Below are 25,786 nucleotides of genomic sequence, written 5' to 3'. Positions count from 1 at the left end.
GCGTCCCCTTGATCGACCAAGGAACGACTCCCCTTGACAGGGCAGTAATTTCGGTAACAGAATTACTGATGGAACGCAGTTACAATAACAACAATTGAGAAACCGGAGACACGTCATGAATCAGAGCATACCGATCGACGCTCATTCCAAAGGCCAGTCAAAGAAAGCCGCAGCCAGCGGTTGGATCGGCTCGGCACTGGAGTATTACGACTTCTTTATCTATGCGACTGCGGCGGCCTTGCTGTTTCCACAGCTCTTCTTTCCATCCGACAACCCTGCGGTCGGCATCATTGCCTCTCTGGCCAGCTTTGGTGTGGGCTACATTGCCCGCCCCATAGGTGCTGTTGTCCTGGGGCATTTGGGTGACCGCCACGGCCGTAAAACGGTTCTGGTCTACTGCATGTTCCTGATGGGCTTCTCGACGATGTGCATCGGACTTCTGCCAACCTACCAGCAGATCGGGATCTGGGCACCGCTGCTGCTGGTGACGATGCGCCTGATTCAGGGGTTCGCGGTGGCTGGGGAGATCTCCTGCGCCAGTTCCATGATTCTCGAACACGCTCCGTCCGGCCGCCGTGGTTACTTCGCGAGCTTTACCTTGCAAGGGGTTCAGGCCGGGCAGTTGCTCGCGGCAGCCGTTTTCTTGCCTCTTGCTCACTTTATGCCTGCGGATCAGTTCGCGTCCTGGGGCTGGCGGATTCCGTTCCTGCTCAGCGTGGTCGTAGTCATCATGGGCTATATCATTCGCCGCCAAGTCGATGAGACACCCGCATTTGCCGAGCAAAAAAAGCAAGGCGAAGAAGCTACTGTTCTGCCAGTCGTCGAAGTCATCCGGCAGAGCTGGGGGGATCTCTTGCGCGTGATCTGCATGGCACTTGCCGCGGTGATCGCCATCGTCGCCTCGGTATTCGGCGCGACCTATGCGGTTCAACCGGCCTATGGAATCGGTTTCCCTGCAGGCGTCTATTTGTGGATTCCTCTGCTGGGTAACATGTGCGCGGTGATCCTGATTCCCTTCGTTGGCAACCTCTCAGACAAGATCGGCCGCAGGCCACCGGTCATTATCGGCGTTCTCTGCGCAGGACTGCTCTCGTACGCCTACCTGTACGCCATCAGCGTCCACAACCTGTGGCTGTCGCTGATTCTCTCTGTACTCATGTGGGGCGTCGCCTACCAGGGCTTCAACGGCGTATTCCCAAGTCTCTTTCCCGAATTGTTCCGTACACGTGTGCGTGTGACCGGCATGGCCATCGGACAGAATATCGGCACTGCGATGACTGCGTTTCTCCCGGCAATCTTCGTCACTGTTGCGCCCCCCGGCTCCGAGAATATCCCCCTAAAAATCGGTTCTCTTACATTAGGTATCTGTGTTATCGCTGCGATCGCGGCCTTCACTACCCGTGAAACATACCGGATTCGCCTTGAAGATCTCGGCAAGCGCAACGCAGTGCCTATTGCCAAGGAAGAATACGAGCGTATGCGGGCCGACGCGATGCAGGGCACAGCTCAGACAGATGCACCGAAGGATCTGGCTAGCCAACTGCACTCATAACGACTTTCGACGATCACACTGGTGCGACCATTAGGTTTTCGCGACCCACACAGGCCCGACGGGCAGAGCAGCATCCTGCGGTCGGCACTTTGCCAATGCATAGCCATCGACGCTGTGCATGACCCAAGAAGCCGCCAGGACGCCTCTTCCCGTCAACATCGAATATCAGGCAACCATGGCCTTACATATCACAGGAACAACTCGGCTTTATGGATTGGTCGGCCATCCGCTGGCGGCTGCCAAGTCTCCGCAATTATTCAACCGACTCTTTATAGAACAGCAGGCAGACGCGGTTTGTATTCCATTGGAGGTCAAGGCCGATGATCTGTCCGCGTTCGTGAAGGGTGCCAGAGCGCTGAACAATCTCGCCGGCATCCTGGTCACCATGCCTCATAAGCAAAGGATGCTGACGGTTGTCGACGAACTTCATCCGACTGCTCGTCAAGTCGGTGCAATCAACGTCATTCGTTGCGAGACAGACGGACGCTGGGTCGGTGCCGTATTCGATGGCCTCGGCTGTGTGCTTGGCATGCAATGGGAAGGCTATTATCCAGCGAACAAAAGCGTTCTTTTGGTCGGTGCTGGAGGCGCAGGCAGAGCGATCGCATTTGCCGTCGCGTCGGCGGGCGCCCGATCCCTCACTATCTCCGATGTCGACGAACAGCGAGCCGAGGAGCTGGCGAAAGCCGTTGCTGCCGAAACAGGTTGCATGACGCAGTCCGGCCCACCGGACCCACATGGCCACGAAATCGTCATCAATGCCTCGCCGCTTGGCATGAGCAAGAATGATCCTATGCCTGTGGACCCCGACCGGCTCCAGCCCGGCACCCTCGTCGTCGATATCATCAACTCGCCGGACTCGACACCGCTTTGCGATGCTGCGCGTAAACGAGGTTGTCGCACCCAGGACGGGGGCCCCATGCACAAAGGTCAGGCGCTGCTTGCACTGCGCTTCCTTGGGTTCGATTACCACCCCGATAACGTAACAGCACCGCGCCAGGAGTGAGCACATATGAAAGTTGCGTTACTGGAAGTCAGCCATTGGCATGTCCCGCTGTACCTGAATGCCCTTGAGACCCATGGGGTCCAAGTGGTGGCCGTGTCGGATTCAGAGCACGTGAAGGGCGCAGCCATTGCCGAGCGATTCAAATGTCCTTTGTATAGCTCTTCCTATGAGTTGCTTGAGCGCGAGGAGGTCGATTTTGCTTTCGTGTTCGGCAGGCATTCGCAAATGCCGTCGCTGGCGGAGGCCGTAATCGCACGAAACATCCCCTTTGCCTTGGAAAAGCCCTGCGGCATCAACATGGCGCAGGTCACACGGCTGCGCGAGCTGGCCGAGCAAGCCAATCTCTACTGTGCTGTGCCGCTGATCTTCCGCATGAGTGAACTGCTTAGCGCGCTGCAAGACGCTGAGGGACACTTGGCCACGGACTTCAACTACATGTCTTTCCGTTTCATCGTAGGTCCGCCCGCTCGCTATGAAACGGCAGGCTCGGGCTGGGCCATCGATCCCGTTTTTTCTGGAGGCGGATCGACGATCAACGTGGCGACGCATTTCATCGATCTCTTCAGGTTATTGACCGGTAAGGAAGTCTCGCGAGTCTCAGCGGTCATGAATTCGCTCACGCATCGGGGTGCCGTCGAAGACTATTCGTTGTTGACCCTGCAAACTGAAGATGGCGTGATCGGGGTTGTGGAAACGGGATACAGTTTTCCGAGTACCGCCGACGAGCAGCGCGAGTTCTCTTTCACCCTTTCATCTGATCACATGTATGCCAAATCAGGTCCCGACCGCATCGAAATAAGGGATCGACATAACCTGGCGGCCGGCACTCGAAGCCGCCGACTACAACTGGACACAGACGTCTATTACCCACTGTTCGTCAAGCAGGTGCTTGCTGAATGTCGTAACGGCGCCAAGCCCATTGCCTCATTACGCGACGCCGAGGCCATCATGCAGGTCATGGACGCCGCCTACGCTTCGGCTCGGCAAGGAGGTGCGCTTTTGACGCTTGCGCCGACGCCTGAACGATTCGAGCCACCGAGCTGAATCCGACACCTAGACAGCTAACAATTGCGACTTGCGCCGGTCTCTGTCTGGATTGAGGTGATTGGGTCGCTTAATTAGTCGAGCCGTCCACCATTCTCCCGTGCGTGCTTGATGTCTCGCGACGGTGGGGCTCCGAAACGCCGGGCGTATTCGCGACTGAATTGAGCGACGCTTTCATAGCCGACCCGCAACGCGGCGGTGTTCACGTCTACCCTCTCGGTCAACATCAGGCTGCGCGCGGCTTGCAGCCGTAGCGATTTTTGATACTGAATGGGGCTGGTACCTGTCAGCTTGCGAAAGCGGTGATGCAGGGTAGAGCTGGCCATGCCCGATCGTTCGGCGAGGTCGGCCACTTGCAACGGTTTATCGTAGTGATATTTCAGCCATTCAATGGCTCTCACGATGCCCTTGTCTCGGTAACCCTCGCGAGTGACGCTGCGCAACAAATGCCCCGCTTCACTGAGCAGCAGCCTACCGTATATCTCCCGCTTGATAAGGCCCGACATCAAGCCTGCTTCAAGCGGCCGTTCGATCAGCGTGGCGAGTCGAACGAACGCATCGAGCATCTCACTCGTCGCCACACCGGATACGAAGCCACGCGCCGCAGTAGCCATTTCCTGCTTTGGCGGTTCCAGGGTCAGGATCACCTCATTGAGCATGGAAAAATCGAGCTTCAACACAACTGATAAATAAGGGGTTTGCTCGTTAGCCGCGGTAACGCGAGCCAGTGTGGGTATATCGACCGAAGTGACGAAAAACGCCCCTTGCTCAAACTCACAGGCTTGCTCGCCGAACGCGATCTCCTTCGCACCCTGCAGAATGATCGCCACGCAAGGTTCATAAATGCAGTACGTGGGCGTACCTAGCTCGGCTACTCGATAAAAGCTCTAGCCTGGAATCGACGTTGTGCAAGCCTCGTTCAACCCAATCTGCAGGGTGACTTTTTCGATAAGCCGTCTGAGTGCCCGAAGGCGTTCGTTGGGCTGAGCGGGTTCGTGCATGCCCAGGGAACGCACATGGCTGAAACGGAACTGCGAGGAGGAACCGCTCGTCATCACATGTGCCCCTATATACGGAATGCTCGAGTTTGCTGAGAGTGCGTGACCAGCACAAGTGCATCGGCAGGATTGTGCAAAAGATATGGCGTATTAGGGTCACTCGGCTAACCCTCGTTGCTCTAACTTTTAGTACCAATTACCGGCTTCGATGAGCCCGAGAACCCTCAGTCGCGAAAGGAATGCTGGATGGACAGACGAGATTTTCTTACCTATTCGGCGGCTGGCGCTGTTGCAGCCGCTTTGCTGCCAGCATCGACTGTCGCAAGTTCGCTGGCTACAGCTCCAGCGCCCTCTTCGCTGACAGAACGCGGAAGCGTGATGCCTACGCAGGGGCGGCTCGTGCGCACAGACCTACCCCTCAATTTGCCCTCGCTTGCCATGAGATACATGACGCCTCAACGCTTTGGTATGGGCGGGACGCAGATTGGCAATATCTTTGCGCCAATCAGCGACGAGCAGGCGGCTTTGGTTCTGCAGGCTGCTTGGGGGGCGGGTGTAAGGCTTTACGACACATCGCCGTTCTACGGGTTTGGCTTGAGTGAATATCGTCTAGGCCGCTTCCTGCACGACAAAAATCCAGACGATTATGTGGTCTCTACCAAGGTCGGCCGCGTATTGACGGCCGCTGGTGGCCGGCGTGCGGACCATGCCATCTGGAAGTCGCCAGCGCCCTTCAACTATCGATATGACTACACCGCTGCAGGCACGCGCCGCTCCGTGGAAGACAGCCTGCAGCGTCTGGGGTTACCCCGTATCGATATCGTCTTTATCCATGACCTCTCGCCAGATAACACCGAGCTGGAGGGCGGATGGGAAGCGGCGTATCAAATTGCGCGCACAGGGGCGATGGTTGAGCTTGAAAAGATGCGTGATGAAGGGCTCATCAAGGCATGGGGTTTGGGAGTCAATACACCGAACGCCGTGGTTCAGGCCCTGACCAGTAATGACCCGACGCCCGACATCGTGTTGCTTGCCTGCCAGTATTCCCTCCTCGACCACAGCGATGCGTTGCGCAACACCTTTCCGGCATTGAGAAGCAAGGGCACCAGTGTCGTGGTTGGAACACCCCTGAATGATGGATTTCTGGGAGGGCGCAGCCGATATAACTTCAGCCTGGATCTACCTGCCGGAGCGGTAGAAAAGCGCGCGCGGATCATGGCGGTTGCCGGCCGACATGGCATCGACATTCATACTGCCGCCCTGCAGTTCGCCGCGGCACATCCGCAAGTGTCCGCGATCATTCCGGGGGCGCGTTCGCCGGGGCAGATAGTTTCCAATGTACAAGCGATGAAGGTCGGTATTCCGTCAGCCTTTTGGGAGGAGCTCAAGAGCCAGAGCTTGATCGATGCGCAAGCACCGGTTCCTTCCTGAGTAGGGTCCACGCCCGTGCTACCAGCTGAATAAGAACACTAGCCTGAGGTCGTAACAAATGAAGATACGAACGTCTTTCATGATTTTCGGCGGCCTACTTGCGCTCTCCAGTAGCGATCACTTACTCGCGGACACACTTGCGCTGAGCGTTCCCTTGCCTGATCCATTCCCACAGCTAAACGTTCTGACACTCCTTGTAGGTATACACCTGCTCGGTATGTGCTTCGGTCTCGGCGGGGCAACGATGCTGGACCTCTGGATTTTCCGTTGGATGCGCAGGGGTAGCCTCCCCGTTGAGATCGGACGCACCTTTCACTTCATCAGCGACGCGGTGACTGCTGGATTATGCCTCCTATGGCTTTCAGGCCTTGGTTTCCTGGCCCTTTACGCGATGGAGTCGCCGGAAAAGTTGGAAAATCCTAAACTCTGGGCCAAGGTGATTGTGGTGATCGTCCTGACCATCAACGGAATAATCATCCACGCGCTTGTGTTGCCAGCAGCCCTACGCGACTTGAGTCGTCCGCTGCTCTTTGGAGTCTCCCGCAGGAGAGCTGCCTTATTTCTCGCATCAGGTGCAGTTTCGGGTGTGTCTTGGTACACCGCTTTTGCCTTCGGCCTTTTTCGTGAGTTAAACAATACTGTCACGTTCCCCCTGTTGGTCATCATGTGGCTCACGCTGATAGTAACCGCCTCTCTCGCAGCCATTCTGTTCTGGTTAAACTCTATAGCAGGCGCAAGAAAACTTCCTTCGCTCAGCCCTCCCACTTAAGCGGAGCCTGGACCTGACGATTGTGTACGGGACAACCACATGGGTTACAAAAAAAGTGCATTCCCATAGGTGACACTTTGATTGAAACATAGCCGTCCTTTGCCTCCCTGGCGTTGACCTGACCTTGAGGGTGTATGGCAGGAGGCCGGGGTTTTCTAGCCGACCGGCTCAATTCGCTCAGGAAGTTGCAAGCCGACAGGCAGCGGGGACGTCCTATTGGCGGGCCAGTTCTTCAAAGTACGCCCGCAATGTGCGCGGCTCACGACCGAGGATCGTCCGCAGGGGCAGTGCGCTGCCGAGCAGTCCCGCATGATCATAGTGCGCGAACATGCTGATCATGTCGCCCGGCGAGTCAGTGAGCATTGCGCGATCGATCGTACCAACCCCGATATTTCGCCCAAGGACCTCACTCAGTATCGCTGCCACTTCGGAGCGAGACTGGATGCCTGGCGCGCACAGTTCGAAGGTACCGTACGCCAGTCGATCCTCAGTCAACGCAATGGCCGCCACTTCGGCAACGTCGCGATAGTCCACGCGGCTGAAGCGAGTTTGGGGGGCCCAAGGTTCAGCAAGAATTCCCCCTTCCAGAATTTTCCCCCAAGACTGAGCGTAGTTCTGGAACAGCATGGTCGGGTGCAAGATCGTGTACCTCATCCTCGAACTCACCAGCGCCCGTTCCACTGGCGCCTTGGCGGCATGGTTGGGCAGGTCGAGGATGGGGTGAATCACCGACGAGAACACGAACGTCTCCACTCCAGCGCGCTGCGCGGCTTGGACCATGTTCAGGCCCATTTGTACCTCGTCCGGTGCGAACACGGGACCATGAAATTTCGAATCCGGCGTTGGGGTCAGTTAAACGGATATTCCGCTGCGAACGAAATATCCTTTTCTGACAATGTTTAAAGCTTGTGGCTACCCAGGGCCATGAACCGCTCCGGCGACACCTGGCGCAGCCGCGCCGCCAGGAACACGCCCGCCAGCAGCGCTGCGGGAATGATCGCGCAGAGTCCGTATGACAGGGCCTTGCTCGCGCCCGTCAGCACATCGAAATGCACCACTGCGATGACCAGGACCGCCAATAGCGCAAGGCAAGAGAAACCGGGGAAAATCCGCCCACGCCAGATCCCCAGCTTGAGCTCGGGGTGGCGCTGGGCAAAGACCCATACCGCCGCGGAAGTGAGCGCCATCAGCAAGATCACGCAAAGCGTCGCCAGGTTGGACAGCCAGGCGAACAATTGCAGGATCGGATCGGCGTCCATCGCCGCGAAAATCAGCACGACCACGGCGGAGATCAAGCTCTGCAACGCCGAGCCCATGTGCGGGCTCTGGTGCACACGATGGGTGGTTCCCAACCGGCTCGGCAGCAAACCGTCACGGCCGATGGCATAGAAGTAACGGGCCGCGGCATTGTGGAACGCCAACAGCCCGGCGTAGATGCTGACCATGAACAGCACGCGGATGACCTGGGTCAGGTGTGGTCCGACAAAGTGATCGGACATGCCATAGATAAACGTCGTCGGGTCCTGCAAGGCCTGGAGCGTGGCGACGATTTTGTCCGCCCCTACACCGATCACCATCGACCAGACCGACAGCGCGTAAAAACCACCTATCAACAGTACCGAGCAGTAAGTGGCTATCGGGATCGTGCGTTGCGGGTTCTTGGCCTCTTCGCCGTAGATAGTGGTGGCCTCGAAGCCGATGAACGCAGCGAAACAGAACAGTAGGCCGATTGACGGGGTGCCGCTAAACACGTGGCGGCGATCAAACGCGTCGAGATTGATGCCACTGTCGCCGCCCGTCCGGAGAATGGCGAAATCCAGGAGCAGGATCGCCAGGTATTCGGCGATCACGATGACCGACAACACCCGGGCGGACAGGTCGATCTTGCGATAGCCAAGGATCGCAATGCTGACCATCGCCATCAGCGAATACGTCCACCAGGGCAATACCAGGCCGAACACGCTCTCCATCGTGCCGCTGACTACGCCACCGAACATGCCATACAGCCCGACTTGCAGGATGTTGTAGGCAAACATCGCCAACACCCCCGCCGCCCCACCGGCCAAACCACCCAGGCCGCGAGACGTGAATGCATAGAAACCACCGGCGTTGGTGACATGTCGGGACATGGTGGTGTAGCCCACCGAGAACGCCAGCAACACCAGCAGGGCCAGGATCAGCAAGGCCGTGCCGGCGCCGTTGCCCAGCATGATGCCTATGGGGAAACCGCCAGCGATGACACTCAAGGGACTCGCCGCCGAAACCACGAAGAAGATGATGAAGCCGACACCCAGGGCCCCACGCTTGAGCCCCGTAGAGCTGTTGACCGGGAGAGATACACTCATGTTTTCTTGACCTTGTTGTATGAGGCAGTCGCTGTAGGAACGATGCAGTCAACCGCTCACTGCCACCGAATAGCGTTGTTGTTCTTGTTGCACGCTGGATTCGATCCTATGCCTCTCCCTGAACGCTCCACTATCCCAAATCGGTAACCAGAGTCCGCTCCTCGAAAAAAACCGCAGGGCTGTCATCCGGCCCCCGCTATCACCTCATTGCAAGGCGATTCGCGCCGTCAGTTCCGACGCCGCGCCGGTCACCAGGTTGCACAGGTAGCCTGGTTGAAACGCACGGAACCGCTCACTGCGCCCAACCAGGGTCATGCTGCCAAGGACGCGCTGCTTTTCGTCGAAGATCGGCGCCGCGACGCCACTGCGTCCCGGGTGCAGCTCGCTTTCGCTGATACAGTAGCCCTGCTTGCGGATGGCGAGCAGGCTCTTGCTGAACGGCTTCCACGCCAAGCCCTGCTGCAGCGGTTCGGTCAGGTTCGCGTGAACGTCATAGATGCGGCGGATCTGGCGTGGCAGCAGATACGCCAATACGACCCGTGAAGTCGCGCTGTGGAGCAGATCGATCGGTCGTCCCCTGTCGCCACCGACCGGGCCGGCATCGGAGCCCCGCTGGATCAGCACGTTGACCACTGAATCGCCATGCCATTCGCTGACCAGCGCATCCAGGCCGGTATCGTCGACCAATTTATCGACCAGGTCCCGGCTGCACGCCAGCAAGGGATCGTACTTCGTCATCTGATGCTCCAGCGTGACAATTCGCGGGCCGAGTGCGTAGCCGCGCGGCAATCGCTTCAAGAAGCCCGCATCGCCGAGCTCGCGCAGATAGCGATAGGCGGTTGCGGGCGTGAAGCCGAGCTCCTGGCAAATGATCTCCACGTCAATAACCGGCTGTTCAGGGCGAAACAAGTCGAAAACCATGAGCAGGCGGCGAAGGCTATTCATCTTTTCTACATCCTTGTGCAGTCGACACCATGCTCGGTAGATGCTCAGGCGCGCGCACAATCGGCGATGGCCGCGCGGGTGGTATGGGAAGGCAATTCTGCGAACAGTTCCTGATACTCCGCCGCAAAATGACTGAGGTGATAGAAGCCCCATTGGGCCGCGACATCACCGATCGAGAGGTTCGCGGCCCGGGTGGACATCAAGGTTCGGCGTACACCGTTGAGCCGCACGGAGCGCAAGTAATTGATGGGGGTCGTCTCGGCAACCGAGCGGAAGCTGTTCTGCACGGTACGTCGACTCACCTGGAGTCGCTGGCACAACTCGTCCACGCTGGGCACGTTGTTCAATTCCGCGGTCGCCAGGCGATGGCATTTCTCGACAATGAAGCTGCGTGTGGAGCTTGGAATGCGCTGCTGCTTGTCGCAGGCCGGGTCGGTCATCAGTTGCAGCAACTCGCCGAGCATGGCCTGTTCCAGCTCCCGATCTTGCGTATTGTCGAGATCTTCGTTCGAGAGCGCCTGGGAGAATACCGCCAGCATTCGACGTCGAGCGTCAGCATAGCGTTGCGGGGAGACCCTGATCACCGGCTGACGCAGCAACTGGCTGATTTCCTTGGCCGATGCCGTTTGTGCCAGCGCCTGCTCGAACAGTTCACGTTCGAAGGTAATGGCCAGCAGCTCCATGCCCATCGGCATGTGGAACATGAACTCCTCGCCACCGTGAAGAAAGAACAGGCTGCTGTCGTCCACATCCCGCCCCTGCATCCGAATCGAACCCGGGACGGTGATGGGCACGGCAAAGCACATCTTGCCCTGGGGCGCCACGCCATGCTGCACCACGCGTTGGTTGATCTGCTCGCGGAATATGTGGCAACGCGCCGTCGTCAACTGTATGAGCGAACTCTCGATCGAGCCAGCGGTTAACTGGCTGTAGTCCTGATTCCACTCCTGGACGGTAGCGGCGTGGACATGGATATCACGAAAGTGGCTGATGTTCTGTTTTTTCATGATGACGAAAGCCTCGGCCAATATTCTTCTTTTTAGGTTGCCTTCTTTGGCGATATTCTCATATTAAGAGAATTATGCAAATTTCTTTATACAAGGGGCCGCTCTTCGAAACAAGCGTTCGAGGCGTGCCTCCCAATGTGCCGATTCGGGCTACCGGCCAGACAGAAGCGACGGGGATGATCGAGACACTGAAACCGACATCCTGAGAGACCGTCATGAGTGAAACCAAGCTTGAATCCCTCCACTTCGCGGATGCACCGCGGATCATTTCCACCATTCCCGGCCCCAAGACCACAGAGGCCCTGGCGCTGTCAGCACGTACCGAGTCGATGGCCCGCGGCGGCGGACGCATGCCCGTGGCCATGGACCGGGCGTTCGGCGCAACCTTCAAGGACGCCGATGGCAACACCTATATCGATTTGTCCGCAGGCGTAGGCGTCAGCAGCGTCGGTCGCTGCCACCCGAAAGTGGTGCAGGCCATCCGCGAACAGTCCGAAGTGCTGATGCACGCCCTGGAAGTCAACAGCACCCGGCGCACTGAGCTGGCCGCCAAACTCTCCGAGATCGCGCCCGACGGCTTGCGCGGCGATTGCATTACGTTCTTCACGCAAAGCGGTAGCGATGCGCTGGAGGCCGCGATCAAGTTCGCCAAGCGCGTCACCGGACGGCACCAGATCATCGCCTTCCACGGCGGCTACCACGGCGTGTGGAACGCCTCCGGTGCGCTGACGACCGGCACGGCCTACCGCAAGGGCTACGGCGCCCAGATGGGTGGCGTCATTCACGCCCCCTACCCTTACGCCTACCGTTTCCCCTTCGACACCACGCACAAAAGCGCCGAACAGATCGCCGGCGACTACGTGGATTACCTGCTGAATACCCCTTACACCGCCGCCGATGACGTGGCCGCCGTGATCGTGGAGCCGGTACAAGGCGAAGGCGGCTACGTGCCTCCCTCGCCAGAGTTCCTGCAGCTGTTGCGCAAGGCCTGCGACCTCAGCGGCGCGTTGTTGATCGTCGATGAAGTGCAGTCCGGCGCGGGGCGTACCGGCAAAATGTGGGCGGTCGAGCACTCGGGCGTGAAGCCCGACATGCTTACCTTCGGCAAAGGCATTGGCAGCGACCTGCCGATGGCGGGCCTGATCATGCGTTCGGACCTGGCGGCCGCGATTCCTGACGGATCGATGCCCAATACCTTCGCCGCCAACTCGTTGTCTGCGGCAGTGGCGCTGACCAACATCAGCATCCTGCAGGACCCGGAGCTCGATCTGCTCAATCGCGCTCACACGCTGGGCCTGGAAGCACAGGAACGTATCCGTGGCTTCAAGAGCCCCTTCGTCGGCGAGGTTCGCGGTCGCGGCCTGATGATCGGTATCGAGCTGGTTGAAGACCCGGTCACCAAAGCACCGCTGGAGGGCGCCAAGATCGGTCAACTCATGGGTTACCTGCTGAACCACGGCGTGCTGATGATTCCCTGCGGTCGCTACAGCAACGTGATGCGCGTCATGCCCTCGCTGACGATCACACGTTCGCTGTTTTTCAAGGCGCTGGACATCTTTGGCGACGCCCTGGCCTCCCTCGAAGCATGAGGCGTGCAACCCCCGATCACTCACATTACGCAGGGCCCCTAACATGACTCAGCACCTGAATCACTTCATCCAAGGAGCGTCCTTCGAAGCCTCCGACGGTGGGCGCATGACCCTCATCAACCCCGTGACAGAGCAGGTGTACGGTAGCTCCGCACGCGGCACGAGCGCGGATGTGGACCGCGCCGTGGAGGCAGCGCGCAGCCAACTCGAAGGTGGCCCCTGGAGCCAGCTCGACGGCGCCCAGCGCGGTCGACTGCTGTCGAAGCTGGCTGACCTGGTGGAACGCGACACCGAGTTGCTGGCCGATCTGGACGCCAACGCCATCGGTCGCTCCCCGGTCGAGCCGCGCCGGATGGACCTGCCCAACGCAATCGCCAACCTGCGCGCCGCCGCCGGCTGGGCCAACCAGCTGGAGGGGCGCACCATTCCCACCGGTGGCTATTTCGGCAGCAAGACCCTCTCGTACACGGTGCGCGAGCCGGTGGGCGTGGTCGGTGCCATCGTGCCCTGGAATTCGCCGCTGATGATCACGGTCTGGAAGCTCGCCGCTTTGCTGGCGGCAGGCTGCACCGTGGTCATCAAGCCTTCGGAAGAAACCCCGCAGTCGGCCCTGCACCTGGCTGCGCTGGCCCAGGAAGCGGGTTTCCCTGATGGTGTGATCAACGTGGTTACCGGCTACGGTGCACAGGTGGGTCGCGCCTTGTGCGAACACCCGCACGTGGCCAAGATCAGTTTCACCGGCAGCCCCGAGGCCGGACGCGAGATCCAGCGCACCGCCGGCGTGCTGTTCAAGCGTGTGGCACTGGAGCTGGGCGGCAAGAGCCCACAGATTGTCTTTGACGACGCGTCCTTCGACGACGCGTTGCGCGGCTGCGCGCTCGGCTTGTTCGTCAACCAGGGCCAGGTCTGTGCCGCCGGCTCGCGTATCCTGGTGCAGCGCAGCATCGCCGATCGCTTCGCCGCAGCGCTTGCCGATGCCGCCCGAGCGGTCAAGGTGGGCGATCCTCGACAGCCCGACGTGCAGATGGGGCCAGTGGCCAAGAAAGCACAGTTCGAGCGCGTGAACCGTTACATCCAGCTGGGCATCGAACAAGGCGCCTCCCTGCTGGCCGGCGGCGTATCGAACCCCGAGCAGGGCTGGTTTGTGCAGCCGACCATCTTCGCCAACGCCCGCAATGACATGGCGATCGCCCGAGACGAGATCTTCGGTCCCGTTGGCACGGTGATCACGTTCGACAGCGAAGATGAGGCGATCGCAATGGCCAACGATTCCACCTACGGCCTGGCGGCCACGGTCTGGACCAGCGACCTGGTGCGAGCGCACCGCGTTGCCGCGGCGGTAAAGGCCGGTGCCGTGGGCATCAACTGCTGGAGCCCGCTGGACGCCAACCTGCCCTGGGGCGGCGTCAAGTCCAGCGGCATTGGCCGTGAAGGCGGGTTCAGCGGCGCGTTGGCCTATACCGAAGAAAAGGTCATCACCGTGTTGCTGCCTAACTGAGAACAAAAAAAGCGCACTGACCGGACCACCCTCCAAGCCCCTGTGTCGTAGAGGGTGGCCGTTCAAATGTGCATTCCGATGCCTTGATGATCGATGGAGAGACTGCGATGAATCCGGTAAATCAAACAACAATTGATCGGTATCCTACGTCCCTGCGTATGTTGCACTGGGTGCGCGCCGTGCTCATCGCCGGCCTCCTCTGGGCTGGCTGGCATATGACCGGGATGAATGATGAAGTGGCAAGCAAATACGAGCTCTATTACCCCTGGCACAAATCATTTGGGGTGTTGATGCTGTTGGTGGTCCTGGTCCAGATCACCCTGCGCTGGCGCACCCCCAAGCTTCCACAGCCCCTGGAAACACTGGCCGGACATGAGCGGTTTTTGTCACAGCTTGTGCAGCGTGCCATGTACGTACTTATCGTCATCGTGCCGTTGATGGGTTACTCGATGTCGAGCACCTACACGATGAGCGACGGGGTATTCTTTTTTGGGGTGAACCTGCCGGAGCTACTACCGAAAAATGACGACTGGTTCGTCGTCTTCCAGTGGCTGCACAAAGTGCTCGCCTATACCCTGCTCGGCCTGATCGTGCTGCATGTCGCCGGCGCTCTGAAGCATCGCTTCTTCGACCCGGACCCTCGCAACGACGTCCTGCGCCGCATGCTGTGACCGTCCCGTCTTAATCACCTCTCCCGCCGGAAAGCGCCACCGCCGGTGGCGCCTGCGCATCAAACTCCCTGCAACAGATGCCGCCAGCGGCGACTCAGATCAGAACGTCACCCACACGATGAACTGCAAGTAAGTGTTGGTTGATGCGCTCCCACTCTGCAAACCACCGTCCTCGAGCCACTTCTTTGGCTTGTAGAAACCCACCAGCGGCGACAGCGTGACGTTGTCCGTCACCATCCAGTCCAGGTACAGGTCGACTTCACGAGCACTGAAGTCTTGAGCATCCCGGTCGGCGAGTTGGTGGTAGTGGAAGTACATCGCGTTGAGTGTCAGCTTGTCGGTCGGCTGCACCGAGAACAGCACATCGTTGATTTGCATGTTCGAGGTCACTGAACCGGCGTAGTTCGCGGCGACTTCACCCTGGTAACGCTTGCGGAAACCGCCCTGGAACAGGAAGTCCCAGCCTTCGGAATAGCGCGAATAGCGATAACTCACCGCCGGTTGCCATTTGACGTCGGCAAAGGTGTAGCCCGCGTCGAAGAACATTGCCCGCTGCGACCCCGAACGTTTTTCCTGGCGCGCCACCTCGAACGCGAAATCGGCATTGTCGATGCCGGCATTGCCCTGGCCGCGAATGCTGTAGATATCCATGCCCTTGCGCTCACTCCGGTCGGCGAAAGCATAGCGCTCATTGATATCCAGCCCGTGCACATAGGTCGAACCGATCGAGCCGATGGCCGTCGTGTAGTCGATGGTGGCGGCCGCCACTTCGGTCTCCGACTGTCCGGGATTGTCCGACTTCAACCACATCAGGCTGCCATGAAGCCCCTGCGTACCGCCCAGCTTCAGCACGGCCGTATTGCCGAAGGCCAACCGCGGCCCGAGGTAAAAGGCGCCGCCGCGATTGAACCGACCGTCCGCCACACCAGGGATGGGGCTGAAGGCCTTGCCGGGCGCGAACCCGTCGTCGGTGATCAGGAAACCGTCCACCGTCACGAGCTGCCGGCCAAAGGAGAAATCAACGCCGTCCGTACCCAGGGCGGGAATCAGATCGCCTGACTTCCAGCCCAGATAGGCATCTTCTACCGCCGTTCTTCTTTCATTCCCGGCGGTGATCGCTCCTGCGTCCCCATCGCCCCATGAGCCTGTGCTGATCAGGCTGAACCCGCCGTAGATCGAGCCGGGACCGATCTTGTCCGTCGTGCCGTTTACACCGTACTTGGCGAAGCCCTCCTGCCATCGCATCCTGCCGGGTTCCTCCTGCGGGTTGGCGAGGTAATTCTTTTCACTGCCGAACCAACCAAACCCCGCCCAGAGGTCGGCATTCAGGACGGTAGCACCGTCGTCTTCGTTGTAGAGCTCGTAGGCCTGTGCCTGCGGCCCCAATGTACAGAGTGCAACCAGCGAAATTAATGGAGCGTAGTGAGGGGTGCGCATGACGTCTCTCCTGTTTTTATATTTATGAGGCGAGTCATGAGTGTTCCGACTCGGGCTGCCCATGCGGTAGCCCAAATCAGCATGTGCACAGGGCGGCGCCCCTATTCCCCTGGTCCCATCGCTGCCCACTGAAAAACCTGTCCTGGGATTTGAATGGTTGCCGTTTTGGGCTACGGCCTGCGCAGGTGTCCCCCCTATGCTGGGGCCATAAGAACGCATAAGAACGAGGCATCCGTCATGACCCCATCCCCGCTGTTTCGTCAGGGGCTTTGCCTGCTGACCATCGTCGCTTGCAGTGCCCTACCGTCCCTGGCCACCGCTCACCACTCATTCGCGCTTTTCGACCAGACCAAGATGGTCACGGTCCAGGGTGTGGTCGAGCGTTTTGCCTGGACCAATCCGCACATCACGATTTACCTCGATACGCCCGGCCCGCCCCCCAGCGCTTCAAGATCGAGACAGGCAGTGTCAATGCGCTGCAGCGCGCAGGCTGGAACGCTGATTCGATCAAGGCTGGCGAAAGCGCCGAGGTGTCCTTCAGGCCGCTGAAAAACGGTGACCCGGGAGGACTGCTCGTGGAGATCAAGATCGGTGACGTCGTGCTCTCGGGCGGCGGTTAGGCGAAGTCCCTCCTCCGCTTCATGACCACCGAACTCAATCGAACCAAACAGGCCAGCAGCGTGGAGACGTTTCAATGAAACCGACACGAACCTTGAGCGCAGCAACGATCTTCCTCGGCGTCGTCCTCGTGACCGTCGCCGGGATGTGCAACGCGGCAGCGTCGAAGACCCAGCACGACAAGCGCCCGGACATCAGCGGCACCTGGGAAAGAACCCCGGACGACTGGTTCGGTGAAAACCCGGACGAGCCGGTGCACCCGGGCGGACCGATGGACCTGAAGGAACCCTATGCCAGCCAATACGCGGAGCTGAAGAAAAAACAGGCCGCCGCGAACGAAGCCGGGACGCCACTGGCCACGACGAGTTCCAAGTGCCTGCCCGAGGGCATGCCCACGTTGATGGCGGCGCTCTTCCCGATCCAGATCATTCACGACGACAAGCAAGTGGTCGTCCTTGGCGAATACCTCCAGCAGGTACGCCGGATTCTCTTGAACCAGGCAATGCCACCAAAAGAGAAGCTCGACCCCAAGTACCAAGGCCATTCGCGAGGCCACTGGGAAGGCGACACGCTCGTCGTGGAGACACAACGTGTGCGCACGGACGTGACGTTCTATGACGTTCCCCATGGTGCGGACATGAAGATCACCGAACGCATCAGGCTGCGGGGACCGGACCATTTGGAGGACCAAGTTTTGATTGAAGATCCACAGGTGCTCAACACCCCGTATCGCTTCACGTTCGACTACAAGCGCTCCGACTACGCCATTCAAGAGTATGTCTGCGAGAACAACCAGATCGTGATCGACAGCGAGGGCAAGGCGTCCCTCAGCCGTGAGTGAAGCCTTATCAATGACCCCTTGGAGGTGACCGGATGGAACGACCGATGACCATCAGTATCCTGCGGCCAACGCTGCAAGGCGTCCTGCTGTCGCTGATGCTGACCTCGAACACCTTCGCCGAGGTGCCCCGCATGCCCACGATCATTGCCGTGCCGCCCTCCAGCGTGCCACCGCTGTCGTCGGCGAAACGACCGGGCACCGAACACAGCGACCTCGACATGTACGACTACGTCGAAGAGGAGTTTTACCTGCAAGGCGTCGCCCCGGCCATCACCGCTGCGGGCAAAACCCTCTTCGAGGCGCCCTATACCACGCGCATTCTGGTGCGCAAGCCGGCAGACCCCGCGCACTTCAACGGCACGGTGGTTATCGAGCCGTTCAGCTGGTTTGGCGAGCGTGCCGCGGGATGGATCCTGACCCGTGATTACTTGCTACGGCGTGGCTACGCGTACGTCGGCTACACGCTGAACATGAACAAGCCGGCCGTCGACCCCAAGTTCATCTCGGACACCCCGGCCGCCGAGGCCGAGCAGGTCGCCCAATACGGACGGATCGTGAACTTCGAGTTCATGCGCCGCTTCGACTACGCACGCTATGCGCCGTTGGGCACCTATTACGATCCGGAGCGTTTCACGCGCGGTGCAGGTCCCGATCCGTTCGTTCCACAGTCCCAGGGCATCGCGGCGCAACTGGCGTTGCTGCTCAAGACCAATACGGCGCAAGGCCCGTTGGCAGGCCTCGACGTGAAACGAGTCTACGTCAATAGCTGGGCCGTGACCGCGCAAGTCTGGATGGACTACCTCGACCAGGGTCGCCACCAGCAATGGCGCATGCCTGACGCAAGGCCACTGATCGATGCCTACATGACAGGCCGCATGGCCTATGGCGAGGTCGGTGGCGACGTCATCCGGCTACCACGACAGATGCCCGACGGCGTGCCATTCGTGACCGTCTACAGCCAGTCCGAACTGATGCACGACGTGATCGAAGGCATCGACCTGCCGCCGGATACCGACAGCCCGCAGCTTCGCTACTACGAAGTGACCGGCATACCGCATCTGCGGCTGGCCGACCTCGGTACGGAGCATACCGAACTGTTAGCTGCCGACGTCGGCAAGGGCGACGACCCACGGTGCCGGACGCTGTACGACGAACCAGCGGAGCTGGTCGTCTCGGCGCTGCTCGATGGCATGGACCAATGGGTGCGCGAGGGCAAAGCCATGCCGAAGGCGCCGCGAGTCCTGCGCGAAGGCAAGGCTGCCGCGCGCGACCCCGCCACCGGCAACCTGCAAGGGGGCGTACGCCCGCCGTGGATCCAGGTGCCCAGCGCGACCTACCTCACGGACCAGGAGACCGGTTGCGGCCTGATCTACGACACCAAGGTGCCCTATTCCAAGGAAGCGCTTGGCCAGCGTTACGGCGGTTTCAGCCACTACGAACAAGCATTCGAAGAGGCCAAAAAGCTCTCGATCAAGCAGGGCTATCTCCTCCCGGAGGATGCAAAGGGCCTGCGTCCGATCGCAAAACCTCAAGACTTCTAACCCCACGCGGAAGCAAAGCAAATGTCACCAGAACTCATCATCGCCTGGATCTACGCGACACCGTTGAGCACCGTCATCAGGGACCTGTCCTGGGTCGTGCCCACCATCCAGAGCGTTCACATCATTGCCATCGCGGTGATCTTCGGCGCCGCCGTGATCTCTGACCTGCGGCTGGCCGGTGTGTTCGCCACGGACGAACCCTTGCGCGGCGTCATTCGCCGTTATTACCCGTGGATGCGCGCCGCACTCATCGTCCTGCTCCTCACCGGGTTGGTGATGATCATCGGCGAGCCAGACCGCGTACTGGTCAACACGACGTTCTGGCTGAAGATGTTCCTGGTCGTTGCCGTGTTCACCATGGCCTGGTCGATTCGACGTCCATTGCTGCGCCCCGCTGCTCAGGCACAAGGCGCTGACGAGAAGCCTCCCATCAAGGCGCTGGCCTGGCTGTCGATCGCCCTGTGGTGCGGCGTGATCTTCTGTGGTCGCTGGATTGCTTACTGATCCCAGCGTTTTCAACGAACGTTTTCTCAGGTATTCGCCATGGACATTCAATCGATACTGCAAGCCCTCGAGGCCACCCCGATCGCAGCATATATCAGAGAGTCGGGCTCCATTTTTCCAAACCTGGAGTCGGTGCATGTGATCGGCATCGCCCTCGTGTTCGGAACCATCGCCGTCGTCGACTTGCGCCTGCTCGGCATCGCCTCCCACCGTCGAAGCGCGCTACGGTTGATCCAGGAACTGCTGCCATTCACCTGGGTTGCCTTCACAGCCTGCGTGATCACCGGCCTGCTCATGTTCGCCTCCAACGCCACCACCTATGCGCAGAACAGCGTCTTCTGGTGGAAGATGGGGCTGTTGCTGCTGGCCGGCGTCAACATGGGGATATTCCACCTGGGCGCCTATCGCCGGATCGACGAGTGGGACACCACCCTGCCGCCTCCCAGCCAGGCACGTATCGCCGGATTCAGCTCGCTGGCGCTGTGGATGGGCGTGATATGCCTTGGCCGCTGGATCGGGTTTGTCTGATGGCCAACCTGTCGCGAACCAGCCCCGGCGATGACGTAAACGGCGCGGTCCATGTCGTGCGCCCGGCTTCCAGCCGCTGGGAGTCGCTGGCCCTGCTGTTTGCAGCCCTGGCAATTATCGCCAGCGTGACAGGTTATGTGCTGCTGCGCCCACAGCACGCCGGCCCACCAACCCCCTTGAGCTGGCAGGTGCGTTCCTTCGATGGCCTCGGTGCAGTCGATCAGGCCATCCACAGCGCCCTGCTGCCCGCCGGTGAAGAAATCATCTGGAACAATAACGACACCGGCGGTTGGATCACCCTGGAGCAAGCCCAGAAGATCTTGCTGCCGCCGTTCTACCGAGACGCCTTCTGGAAGACCAATGGCGAGGTGAACTGGCAGTTGATTTTGCCTGGCACCCACCTGCCTCACGCCGGTTCCGTCGATGATCACGACGACGCCGGCACCCCGACGCCCCCCAGCGACGTCTCGAAAGCCACCCTGGGCCAGGGCGCCACGGTCTACTACGGCTCCGCCGGTCGCGCGCCCGGCCAGAGCGCCTACCTGCTCGTCATTGGGCACGCCCATGCCGGTGTCATGTGGGCCAACCAGGCGACGATCTGGATCCACCGCGACCCGTACGCACCTTACCCAGGCATCGTCAAGCCCGAATCGTTGGTCGGCCAAGGTTGGCGCCAGGTCATTCCTTACGACGGTGCCAGCGAAGTCGAACGTGTAAAAGGAAACCAGCCATGACCGTTTCTACCAGACACCGCGCACTGTGGCGCAGCTGCCTTGCGCTGCTGGTGCTGATACCGACCCTTGTATTCGCCGGCCCGACGGCCCCTTTGGCCAAGAAGCTCAGGATCGGCGTCACCCTGCACCCCTATTACAGCTTCGTGGCGAACATCGTCGGTGATCGGGCCGAGGTCGTTGCGCTCATTCCGGCGCAAGCGAACCCTCATAACTATCAACCGCAGCCCGACGACATCACCCGCGCGATGACCCTCGATGCCCTGGTCGTCAACGGCATCGGCCACGATGAATGGGCCTTCCAGATCATCAAGGCCGCCGGTCGCGGGGCGACGCTGCCGATCATCCAGGCCAATGCCTCGGTGGCCCTCATTCCCATCGGCGGCGACCAGGACGGTGCCAAGGTGGTCAATCCGCATACCTTCGTTTCCACCACGGCAGCGATACAGCAGGTCTTCGAGATCACTCGCAGGCTGGGGGAGCTTGACCCGCCCAACGCTACGGCGTATCGACAGAACGCCCTGGCTTATGCCGCGCGCATCCGCGCGCTACGGGCCGGTTTCATGACCCGCTTCGCCGCGCTGGACCTGTCTTCCTTCCGCTGCGCGACCACGCATGCCGGCTACGACTACATGATGCAGGAGTTCGGCCTGTTCGTGAGCGCCGTGATCGAGCCCCGTCACGGCGTCGCCCCGACCGCGCGGCAGCTGGCCAACACCATCGACGCAATCAAGAAGGCCAATGTGAAGGTGTTGTTCGCCGAGAAAAACTTCTCCCTCGATCTCGCCAAGCCTATCGAGGCCGCCACTGGCGTGAAGGTCTTCTCGCTGTCTCACATCACCGGCGATACCTACAGCGCGGACGAATTCGAGGTGGCGATGCGCGAAAACCTCGAGACCCTGGCCGAAGCCGTTGAGTTCATGCAGCGATGAAGGAGAAACAAGCAATGCGCGGTCCCGCCATAGTGTTCGACAACGTCTCCCTGCGACTGGGAGGCACGCAAGTGCTTGAAGACGTCAGTTTTAGGGTGGAAGCCGGGGCGCTGCACTGCCTGATCGGCCCGAACGGTGGCGGCAAGACCTCACTGGTGCGCGCCCTGCTGGGCCAGATGCCGCATTCGGGAACGGTCCGCTTCGAGGGCCAGGTCACGACACCCATGGGCTATGTCCCGCAATTGCCGGACTTCGACCGCAACGTGCCGATGACGGTCAACGATCTCATGGCCCTTCTCGGTCAACGCCGGCCGGCCTTCCTGGGTGCCAACCGATCCGCCAAGTCGGCTAATGCCGAGGCCCTGTCTCGTACCGGCATGGCTGGAATGGGCACCAAACCCTTTGGCAGCCTGTCCGGTGGCCAGCGCCAGCGAGTATTGCTGGCCCAGGCGATCAGTCCGGCGCCCTGGTTGCTGATCCTCGACGAACCGACTGCCGGCATCGACGAGTCGGGGGTACGGCTGGTGGAGGCACTGGTGGCCGAGTTGCACGGCCGTGGCGTCACCATCCTGTGGATCAACCATGACCTGGAACAAGTCAGGCGCATCGCCCAATCGGTGACGGTTATCAACCGCAGGGTGCTGTTTCATGGCGCTCCCGACCAAGTCGCATACTCGCTGGAGGGGGCCCAATGAACGCCCTGTACGACTTCATTCGCAACCACCTGCAGGCGCTCGCCGCCAGTGGCATCCTGCCGCAACCGTTCGAGTACGAGTTCGTGATCAATGCCCTGCTCTGCGCAGTGCTCATCGGACCGTTGCTGGGCGTGTTGGGCACGATGGTAATGATCAAGCGCATGGCGTTTTTCAGTCAGTCTGTCGGCAACGCGGCAATGACCGGCGTCGCCATTGGCGTGCTGATCGGCGAATCCTACACCTCCCCCTACTTCTCGATGTTCGGCTTCTGCCTGCTGTTCGCGCTGACGCTCAAGTACACGCAGCATCGCACCACGTTGGCCAATGACACGCTGATCGGTGTGTTCCTGTCCATCTCGCTGGCGGTCGGTGCCTCGCTGTTGCTGTTCGTGTCGGCAAAGATCAACACCCACGTGATGGAAAGCGTGCTGTTCGGCTCCATCCTGGCGGTGGACCACACCGATATGAACGTGCTGCTTGGCGTAACGGCGCTGTGTGCCTTGCTCGGACTGCCGTTGTACAACGGCATGTTGTTGGCCAGCCTCAATCCGAGCCTGGCCCATGCTCGCGGTGTGCGAGTGCGAAGCGTCGAGTACCTGTTTGTGGTGTTGGTCACCCTGGTGACGGTCGCTTGCCTGAAAATCATCGGCGCCGTACTCGTCGAAGCCCTTCTGCTCATACCGGCGGCGGCGGCACGCAACATCAGCCGTTCGCTCCCGGGGTTGGTCGCGCGCGCCATCCTGATTGCGACCTTTTCCTGCGTGGTTGGCATCCTGGTGCCGATGCAATTCCACATCCCCGTACCAACGGGCGGGGCAATCGTGATAGTCGCCGCCCTGGTATTTGTCGCCACCACCGTCATGCGCGCCACCACGTCCCGGTTCAGGGGGGCCAGCGTATGAATAGGAAAGGGTTCTACAGATCCTGGCTGACGATGCTGGCCCTGTTGCTGGGCCTGCCGTTTTCGGCCTTTGCCGATAACGCAAGGCAGCAGGTGCTTGTCGCCCTGCCTGCCGTGTATGCGCTCACCTCGGCACTCAGCGACGGCACGAACCTTGAGGTCGTCCGTCTTCCAGCGCAAGCTGCGGTGCCCATGGAAAGCCAGGCCAACGCGCTGTCACGCCTGGATGCCAAGGTGTTCCAGCAAGCCGAAGCCGTGGTCACCCTCAGCAGTCTCTGGCGCGCCGACCCGCTGTATGCGGCGGCGCGCCACCACAATCTGCGGATCATCGAGATCGATGCCTCGCACTCATGGGACACGGCCAAACCCAGCGTGGCGGTGACCCGCATACCGTCGAGCGACGTTCCCTGGGCCGCGGCGAGCGATGTCGATGAGAGCCCGTCGCCGTACGCCTGGCTCAGTCCCGTCAACGCCATGCGCATGTCGGCACTGATCGCCGCCGACTTGTCGCGCCTGGCCCCCGCCGATGCACCGCGAATACAGCGCAACCTTGCCGCACTTGAAGACCGCTTGCGCCGGCTCAAGGCCGACTACGGTGCCCGCCTGAACGCGGTGCCGGATCTGCGCGTGCTGTCGCTGGCCAATGAGTTCATCTACCTGTTCGGCGAATTCAGCGTATTTGTCGACGGCTGGTTCGTGCGACAGGACATCGACTGGAGCGACGCTGACTACGCCGCGCTGACCCACTACCTGCGCGAGCGCGACATTCGCGTGGTGGTCCACAAGTGGGCACCGGACGCCAGGATCGTCAAAGCCATCGAGGACGGGGGCGCGCGGTTGTTGGTACTCGATACGGGCAACCCGGGAGTACTCGCCGACACGGCCAACGGATACGAAGCACTTCTGGGCTCGAACCTGGAAGCCTTGCTGGCGGCCTTCGCCGCAGCTGGCAACGACAACACGAGAGGCGACGGCCAGTCGCCTGCCCAATGATCGATCTTGACGACGAGGCGTTATGAAACCCATAGGTTCAGCACTGCGCATAACGATGGCGGGCGCTCTGGCGTTCTGCCAGGCGAGCTTCGCCCATGGCCCGGTCTTCGATTGCTACATCGAGGGCGATAACCAGGTGAAGTGCGAGGTGGGCTTCACCGATGGCAGCTCGGCCGCCGGCAGAAAAATCCATGTTCAGGACCCAAGCAACAAGGTGTTGCTCGAAGGCGAAGTCGGCAAGGACAACACCTACGCATTCCAGCCCCCCACCGGAAACTACTCCGTGGTGTTCCTCGGTGGCGCCGGCCATGAACTCACGATTCAGTCTTCCGACATTTCAAGGTGAAAGCGACCATGACGTTCAAACGAAAACTGCTTCAAGCCCTTGCCGCTACGACATTCACTGGCTTGGCCGGCGCTGCACACGCCCATTTCCAGATGCTCTACGTGGAAGAAACGGCGCTACAGCGAGCGGAAAACCTCGAGTTCGCGCTGGTGTTCACCCACCCCTTCTCCGGCGGCCCCACCATGGCCATGGGTACACCTCGCGCCTTCAACCACAGCAGCTCCCACGGCGAGGAGAAAATCGACCTGCGCAAATACTTGCGTCCCGTCGAGTGGCAGAGTCGCGACAACCGGACGACGGCCTATCGTGCCTCGATTCCGCGGGAGTTGGTGCGTTCACTGGGTGACCATATCTTCGTACTCGAACCCGAGCCTTACCTGGAAACTGAAGAAGATGTCTACATCCAACAGTTCACCAAGTTGATCGTGAACGTGGGTGGAGTCCCCGGAAACTGGTCAGAGCCACAAGGGTTGCCAGTGGAGATCCAGCCACTGAACAAACCTTATGCCAACTGGACGGGAGGCGTGTTCCGCGCCGTGGTGCTGGCCGATGGCAAGCCTGTTCCGTTCGCCGAAATCGAAATCGAATACGTCAACCATTCCGTTGATCTCGAAAAAAACGCCTTCGGCCAGCAAGACTATGTGACGGCACCTCAAGCGTCATTCAAAGCCCTGAGCACCTACGCGGACGCTCAAGGCATCGTGACCATTGGCCTGCCCCGGTCCGGCTGGTGGGGCATCGCGGCGCTCGACATCGGTACAACGAAGACCCACATGGGCAAGCCCTTGTCGCAAGACGCGGTGCTGTGGGTACAGGCCAGAGACATGAAGTGATCAACGTTCGTGGGTATTTGCAATGGCCCCT

26 protein-coding genes are annotated in these 25,786 nt (G+C 60.2%); 20 read left to right on the top strand and 6 right to left on the bottom strand.

Going from position 1 to position 25,786, the window contains the following annotated elements; genetic code table 11:
* The first annotated feature begins 115 nt into the window (after positions 1-115).
* From J9870_RS14085 to J9870_RS14075, 3 genes are all read left to right on the top strand, one after another.
* Positions 116-1,552, top strand: a complete 1,437-nt coding sequence (locus J9870_RS14085) for an MFS transporter (protein WP_210644977.1) — start codon at positions 116-118, stop codon at positions 1,550-1,552.
* Positions 1,553-1,670: 118 nt separating this feature from the next.
* Positions 1,671-2,558 (top strand): shikimate dehydrogenase, encoded by an 888-nt coding sequence (locus J9870_RS14080; protein ID WP_246883125.1) that lies wholly within the window; start codon positions 1,671-1,673, stop codon positions 2,556-2,558.
* Between the two features lie 6 nt (positions 2,559-2,564).
* Complete coding sequence (locus J9870_RS14075; RefSeq protein ID WP_210644976.1) at positions 2,565-3,602, top strand: Gfo/Idh/MocA family oxidoreductase; 1,038 nt, start codon at positions 2,565-2,567, stop codon at positions 3,600-3,602.
* Between the two features lie 74 nt (positions 3,603-3,676).
* Here the strand turns inward: J9870_RS14075 and J9870_RS14070 are convergent, their stop codons facing one another.
* Positions 3,677-4,447 carry an AraC family transcriptional regulator gene (locus tag J9870_RS14070; RefSeq protein WP_246883146.1) on the bottom strand — a complete coding sequence of 257 codons (771 nt, stop codon included), beginning with the start codon at positions 4,445-4,447 and terminating at the stop codon, positions 3,677-3,679.
* A gap of 399 nt (positions 4,448-4,846) precedes the next feature.
* Here J9870_RS14070 and J9870_RS14065 point away from each other — a divergent pair, with 399 nt between their 5' ends.
* Together J9870_RS14065 and J9870_RS14060 are read left to right on the top strand one after the other, a co-directional pair.
* A complete protein-coding gene (locus J9870_RS14065) occupies positions 4,847-6,031 on the top strand; it encodes an aldo/keto reductase (RefSeq protein ID WP_210644974.1) in 1,185 nt (394 codons plus the stop codon).
* 58 nt (positions 6,032-6,089) lie between these two features.
* A complete protein-coding gene (locus J9870_RS14060) occupies positions 6,090-6,800 on the top strand; it encodes a hypothetical protein (RefSeq protein ID WP_210644972.1) in 711 nt (236 codons plus the stop codon).
* A gap of 213 nt (positions 6,801-7,013) precedes the next feature.
* On the opposite strand, the gene J9870_RS14055 is transcribed toward J9870_RS14060, so the two are convergent.
* The 4 genes from J9870_RS14055 to J9870_RS14040 form a co-directional block, all read right to left on the bottom strand.
* Complete coding sequence (locus J9870_RS14055; protein ID WP_210644970.1) at positions 7,014-7,592, bottom strand: NmrA family NAD(P)-binding protein; 579 nt, start codon at positions 7,590-7,592, stop codon at positions 7,014-7,016.
* A 107-nt stretch (positions 7,593-7,699) separates the two neighbouring features.
* Positions 7,700-9,145, bottom strand: coding sequence for an APC family permease (locus J9870_RS14050; protein ID WP_210644969.1), 1,446 nt, complete (start codon positions 9,143-9,145; stop codon positions 7,700-7,702).
* Between the two features lie 204 nt (positions 9,146-9,349).
* Positions 9,350-10,090, bottom strand: a complete 741-nt coding sequence (locus J9870_RS14045) for an IclR family transcriptional regulator C-terminal domain-containing protein (RefSeq protein WP_210644967.1) — start codon at positions 10,088-10,090, stop codon at positions 9,350-9,352.
* Positions 10,091-10,134: 44 nt separating this feature from the next.
* Positions 10,135-11,097 (bottom strand): helix-turn-helix domain-containing protein, encoded by a 963-nt coding sequence (locus tag J9870_RS14040; protein WP_210644965.1) that lies wholly within the window; start codon positions 11,095-11,097, stop codon positions 10,135-10,137.
* A gap of 215 nt (positions 11,098-11,312) precedes the next feature.
* Between J9870_RS14040 and J9870_RS14035 the strand changes: the two genes are divergently transcribed.
* The 3 genes from J9870_RS14035 (at position 11,313) to J9870_RS14025 (ending at position 14,855) form a co-directional block, all read left to right on the top strand.
* Positions 11,313-12,686: an aspartate aminotransferase family protein gene (locus J9870_RS14035; protein ID WP_109755429.1), complete on the top strand. Its 1,374-nt coding sequence runs from the start codon at positions 11,313-11,315 to the stop codon at positions 12,684-12,686.
* 43 nt (positions 12,687-12,729) lie between these two features.
* The gene (locus J9870_RS14030) at positions 12,730-14,184 is read left to right on the top strand and encodes an aldehyde dehydrogenase family protein (protein WP_210644963.1); all 1,455 of its coding nucleotides are present in this window, start codon (positions 12,730-12,732) and stop codon (positions 14,182-14,184) included.
* Positions 14,185-14,291: 107 nt separating this feature from the next.
* The gene (locus J9870_RS14025) at positions 14,292-14,855 is read left to right on the top strand and encodes a cytochrome b/b6 domain-containing protein (protein WP_109755427.1); all 564 of its coding nucleotides are present in this window, start codon (positions 14,292-14,294) and stop codon (positions 14,853-14,855) included.
* A gap of 99 nt (positions 14,856-14,954) precedes the next feature.
* On the opposite strand, the gene J9870_RS14020 is transcribed toward J9870_RS14025, so the two are convergent.
* Positions 14,955-16,292 carry an alginate export family protein gene (locus J9870_RS14020; protein ID WP_210644961.1) on the bottom strand — a complete coding sequence of 446 codons (1,338 nt, stop codon included), beginning with the start codon at positions 16,290-16,292 and terminating at the stop codon, positions 14,955-14,957.
* 153 nt (positions 16,293-16,445) lie between these two features.
* On the opposite strand from J9870_RS14020, the gene J9870_RS29735 reads away from it, so the two are divergent.
* The 12 genes from J9870_RS29735 to J9870_RS13965 all read left to right on the top strand — a co-directional run bounded on the left by J9870_RS29735 (position 16,446) and on the right by J9870_RS13965 (position 25,755).
* Positions 16,446-16,841: a DUF6152 family protein gene (locus tag J9870_RS29735; protein ID WP_348772631.1), complete on the top strand. Its 396-nt coding sequence runs from the start codon at positions 16,446-16,448 to the stop codon at positions 16,839-16,841.
* 145 nt (positions 16,842-16,986) lie between these two features.
* Positions 16,987-17,751 (top strand): hypothetical protein, encoded by a 765-nt coding sequence (locus J9870_RS14015; protein ID WP_210644959.1) that lies wholly within the window; start codon positions 16,987-16,989, stop codon positions 17,749-17,751.
* A gap of 32 nt (positions 17,752-17,783) precedes the next feature.
* Positions 17,784-19,292, top strand: coding sequence for an alpha/beta hydrolase domain-containing protein (locus J9870_RS14010; RefSeq protein WP_210644957.1), 1,509 nt, complete (start codon positions 17,784-17,786; stop codon positions 19,290-19,292).
* Positions 19,293-19,313: 21 nt separating this feature from the next.
* Positions 19,314-19,796 carry a DUF6644 family protein gene (locus J9870_RS14005; protein WP_210644954.1) on the top strand — a complete coding sequence of 161 codons (483 nt, stop codon included), beginning with the start codon at positions 19,314-19,316 and terminating at the stop codon, positions 19,794-19,796.
* Positions 19,797-19,835: 39 nt separating this feature from the next.
* Positions 19,836-20,324 carry a DUF6644 family protein gene (locus J9870_RS14000; protein ID WP_210644951.1) on the top strand — a complete coding sequence of 163 codons (489 nt, stop codon included), beginning with the start codon at positions 19,836-19,838 and terminating at the stop codon, positions 20,322-20,324.
* Positions 20,294-21,058 carry a hypothetical protein gene (locus tag J9870_RS13995; protein ID WP_210644949.1) on the top strand — a complete coding sequence of 255 codons (765 nt, stop codon included), beginning with the start codon at positions 20,294-20,296 and terminating at the stop codon, positions 21,056-21,058. The genes J9870_RS14000 and J9870_RS13995 overlap by 31 nt, the downstream gene beginning before the upstream one ends.
* Positions 21,055-21,987 (top strand): zinc ABC transporter substrate-binding protein, encoded by a 933-nt coding sequence (locus tag J9870_RS13990; RefSeq protein ID WP_210644948.1) that lies wholly within the window; start codon positions 21,055-21,057, stop codon positions 21,985-21,987. Before J9870_RS13995 ends, J9870_RS13990 begins: the two co-directional genes overlap by 4 nt.
* A gap of 14 nt (positions 21,988-22,001) precedes the next feature.
* Positions 22,002-22,682, top strand: a complete 681-nt coding sequence (locus J9870_RS13985) for a metal ABC transporter ATP-binding protein (protein ID WP_246883124.1) — start codon at positions 22,002-22,004, stop codon at positions 22,680-22,682.
* Positions 22,679-23,584, top strand: a complete 906-nt coding sequence (locus tag J9870_RS13980; protein WP_210644941.1) for a metal ABC transporter permease — start codon at positions 22,679-22,681, stop codon at positions 23,582-23,584. The genes J9870_RS13985 and J9870_RS13980 overlap by 4 nt, the downstream gene beginning before the upstream one ends.
* Entirely contained in the window at positions 23,581-24,576 is a 996-nt protein-coding gene (locus J9870_RS13975; RefSeq protein ID WP_246883123.1) for a zinc ABC transporter substrate-binding protein, read from the top strand. The genes J9870_RS13980 and J9870_RS13975 overlap by 4 nt, the downstream gene beginning before the upstream one ends.
* Before the next feature lie 22 nt (positions 24,577-24,598).
* Positions 24,599-24,922 carry a hypothetical protein gene (locus tag J9870_RS13970; protein WP_210644939.1) on the top strand — a complete coding sequence of 108 codons (324 nt, stop codon included), beginning with the start codon at positions 24,599-24,601 and terminating at the stop codon, positions 24,920-24,922.
* An 8-nt stretch (positions 24,923-24,930) separates the two neighbouring features.
* Positions 24,931-25,755: a DUF4198 domain-containing protein gene (locus J9870_RS13965; protein ID WP_210644937.1), complete on the top strand. Its 825-nt coding sequence runs from the start codon at positions 24,931-24,933 to the stop codon at positions 25,753-25,755.
* The last annotated feature ends 31 nt before the right edge of the window (positions 25,756-25,786 follow it).

This window comes from Pseudomonas sp. Tri1, assembly GCF_017968885.1.
Taxonomy (GTDB): Bacteria; Pseudomonadota; Gammaproteobacteria; order Pseudomonadales; family Pseudomonadaceae; genus Aquipseudomonas.
The sequence above is the reverse complement of the archived record's forward strand: the minus strand, read 5'-3'. Positions and strand labels throughout refer to the sequence as shown.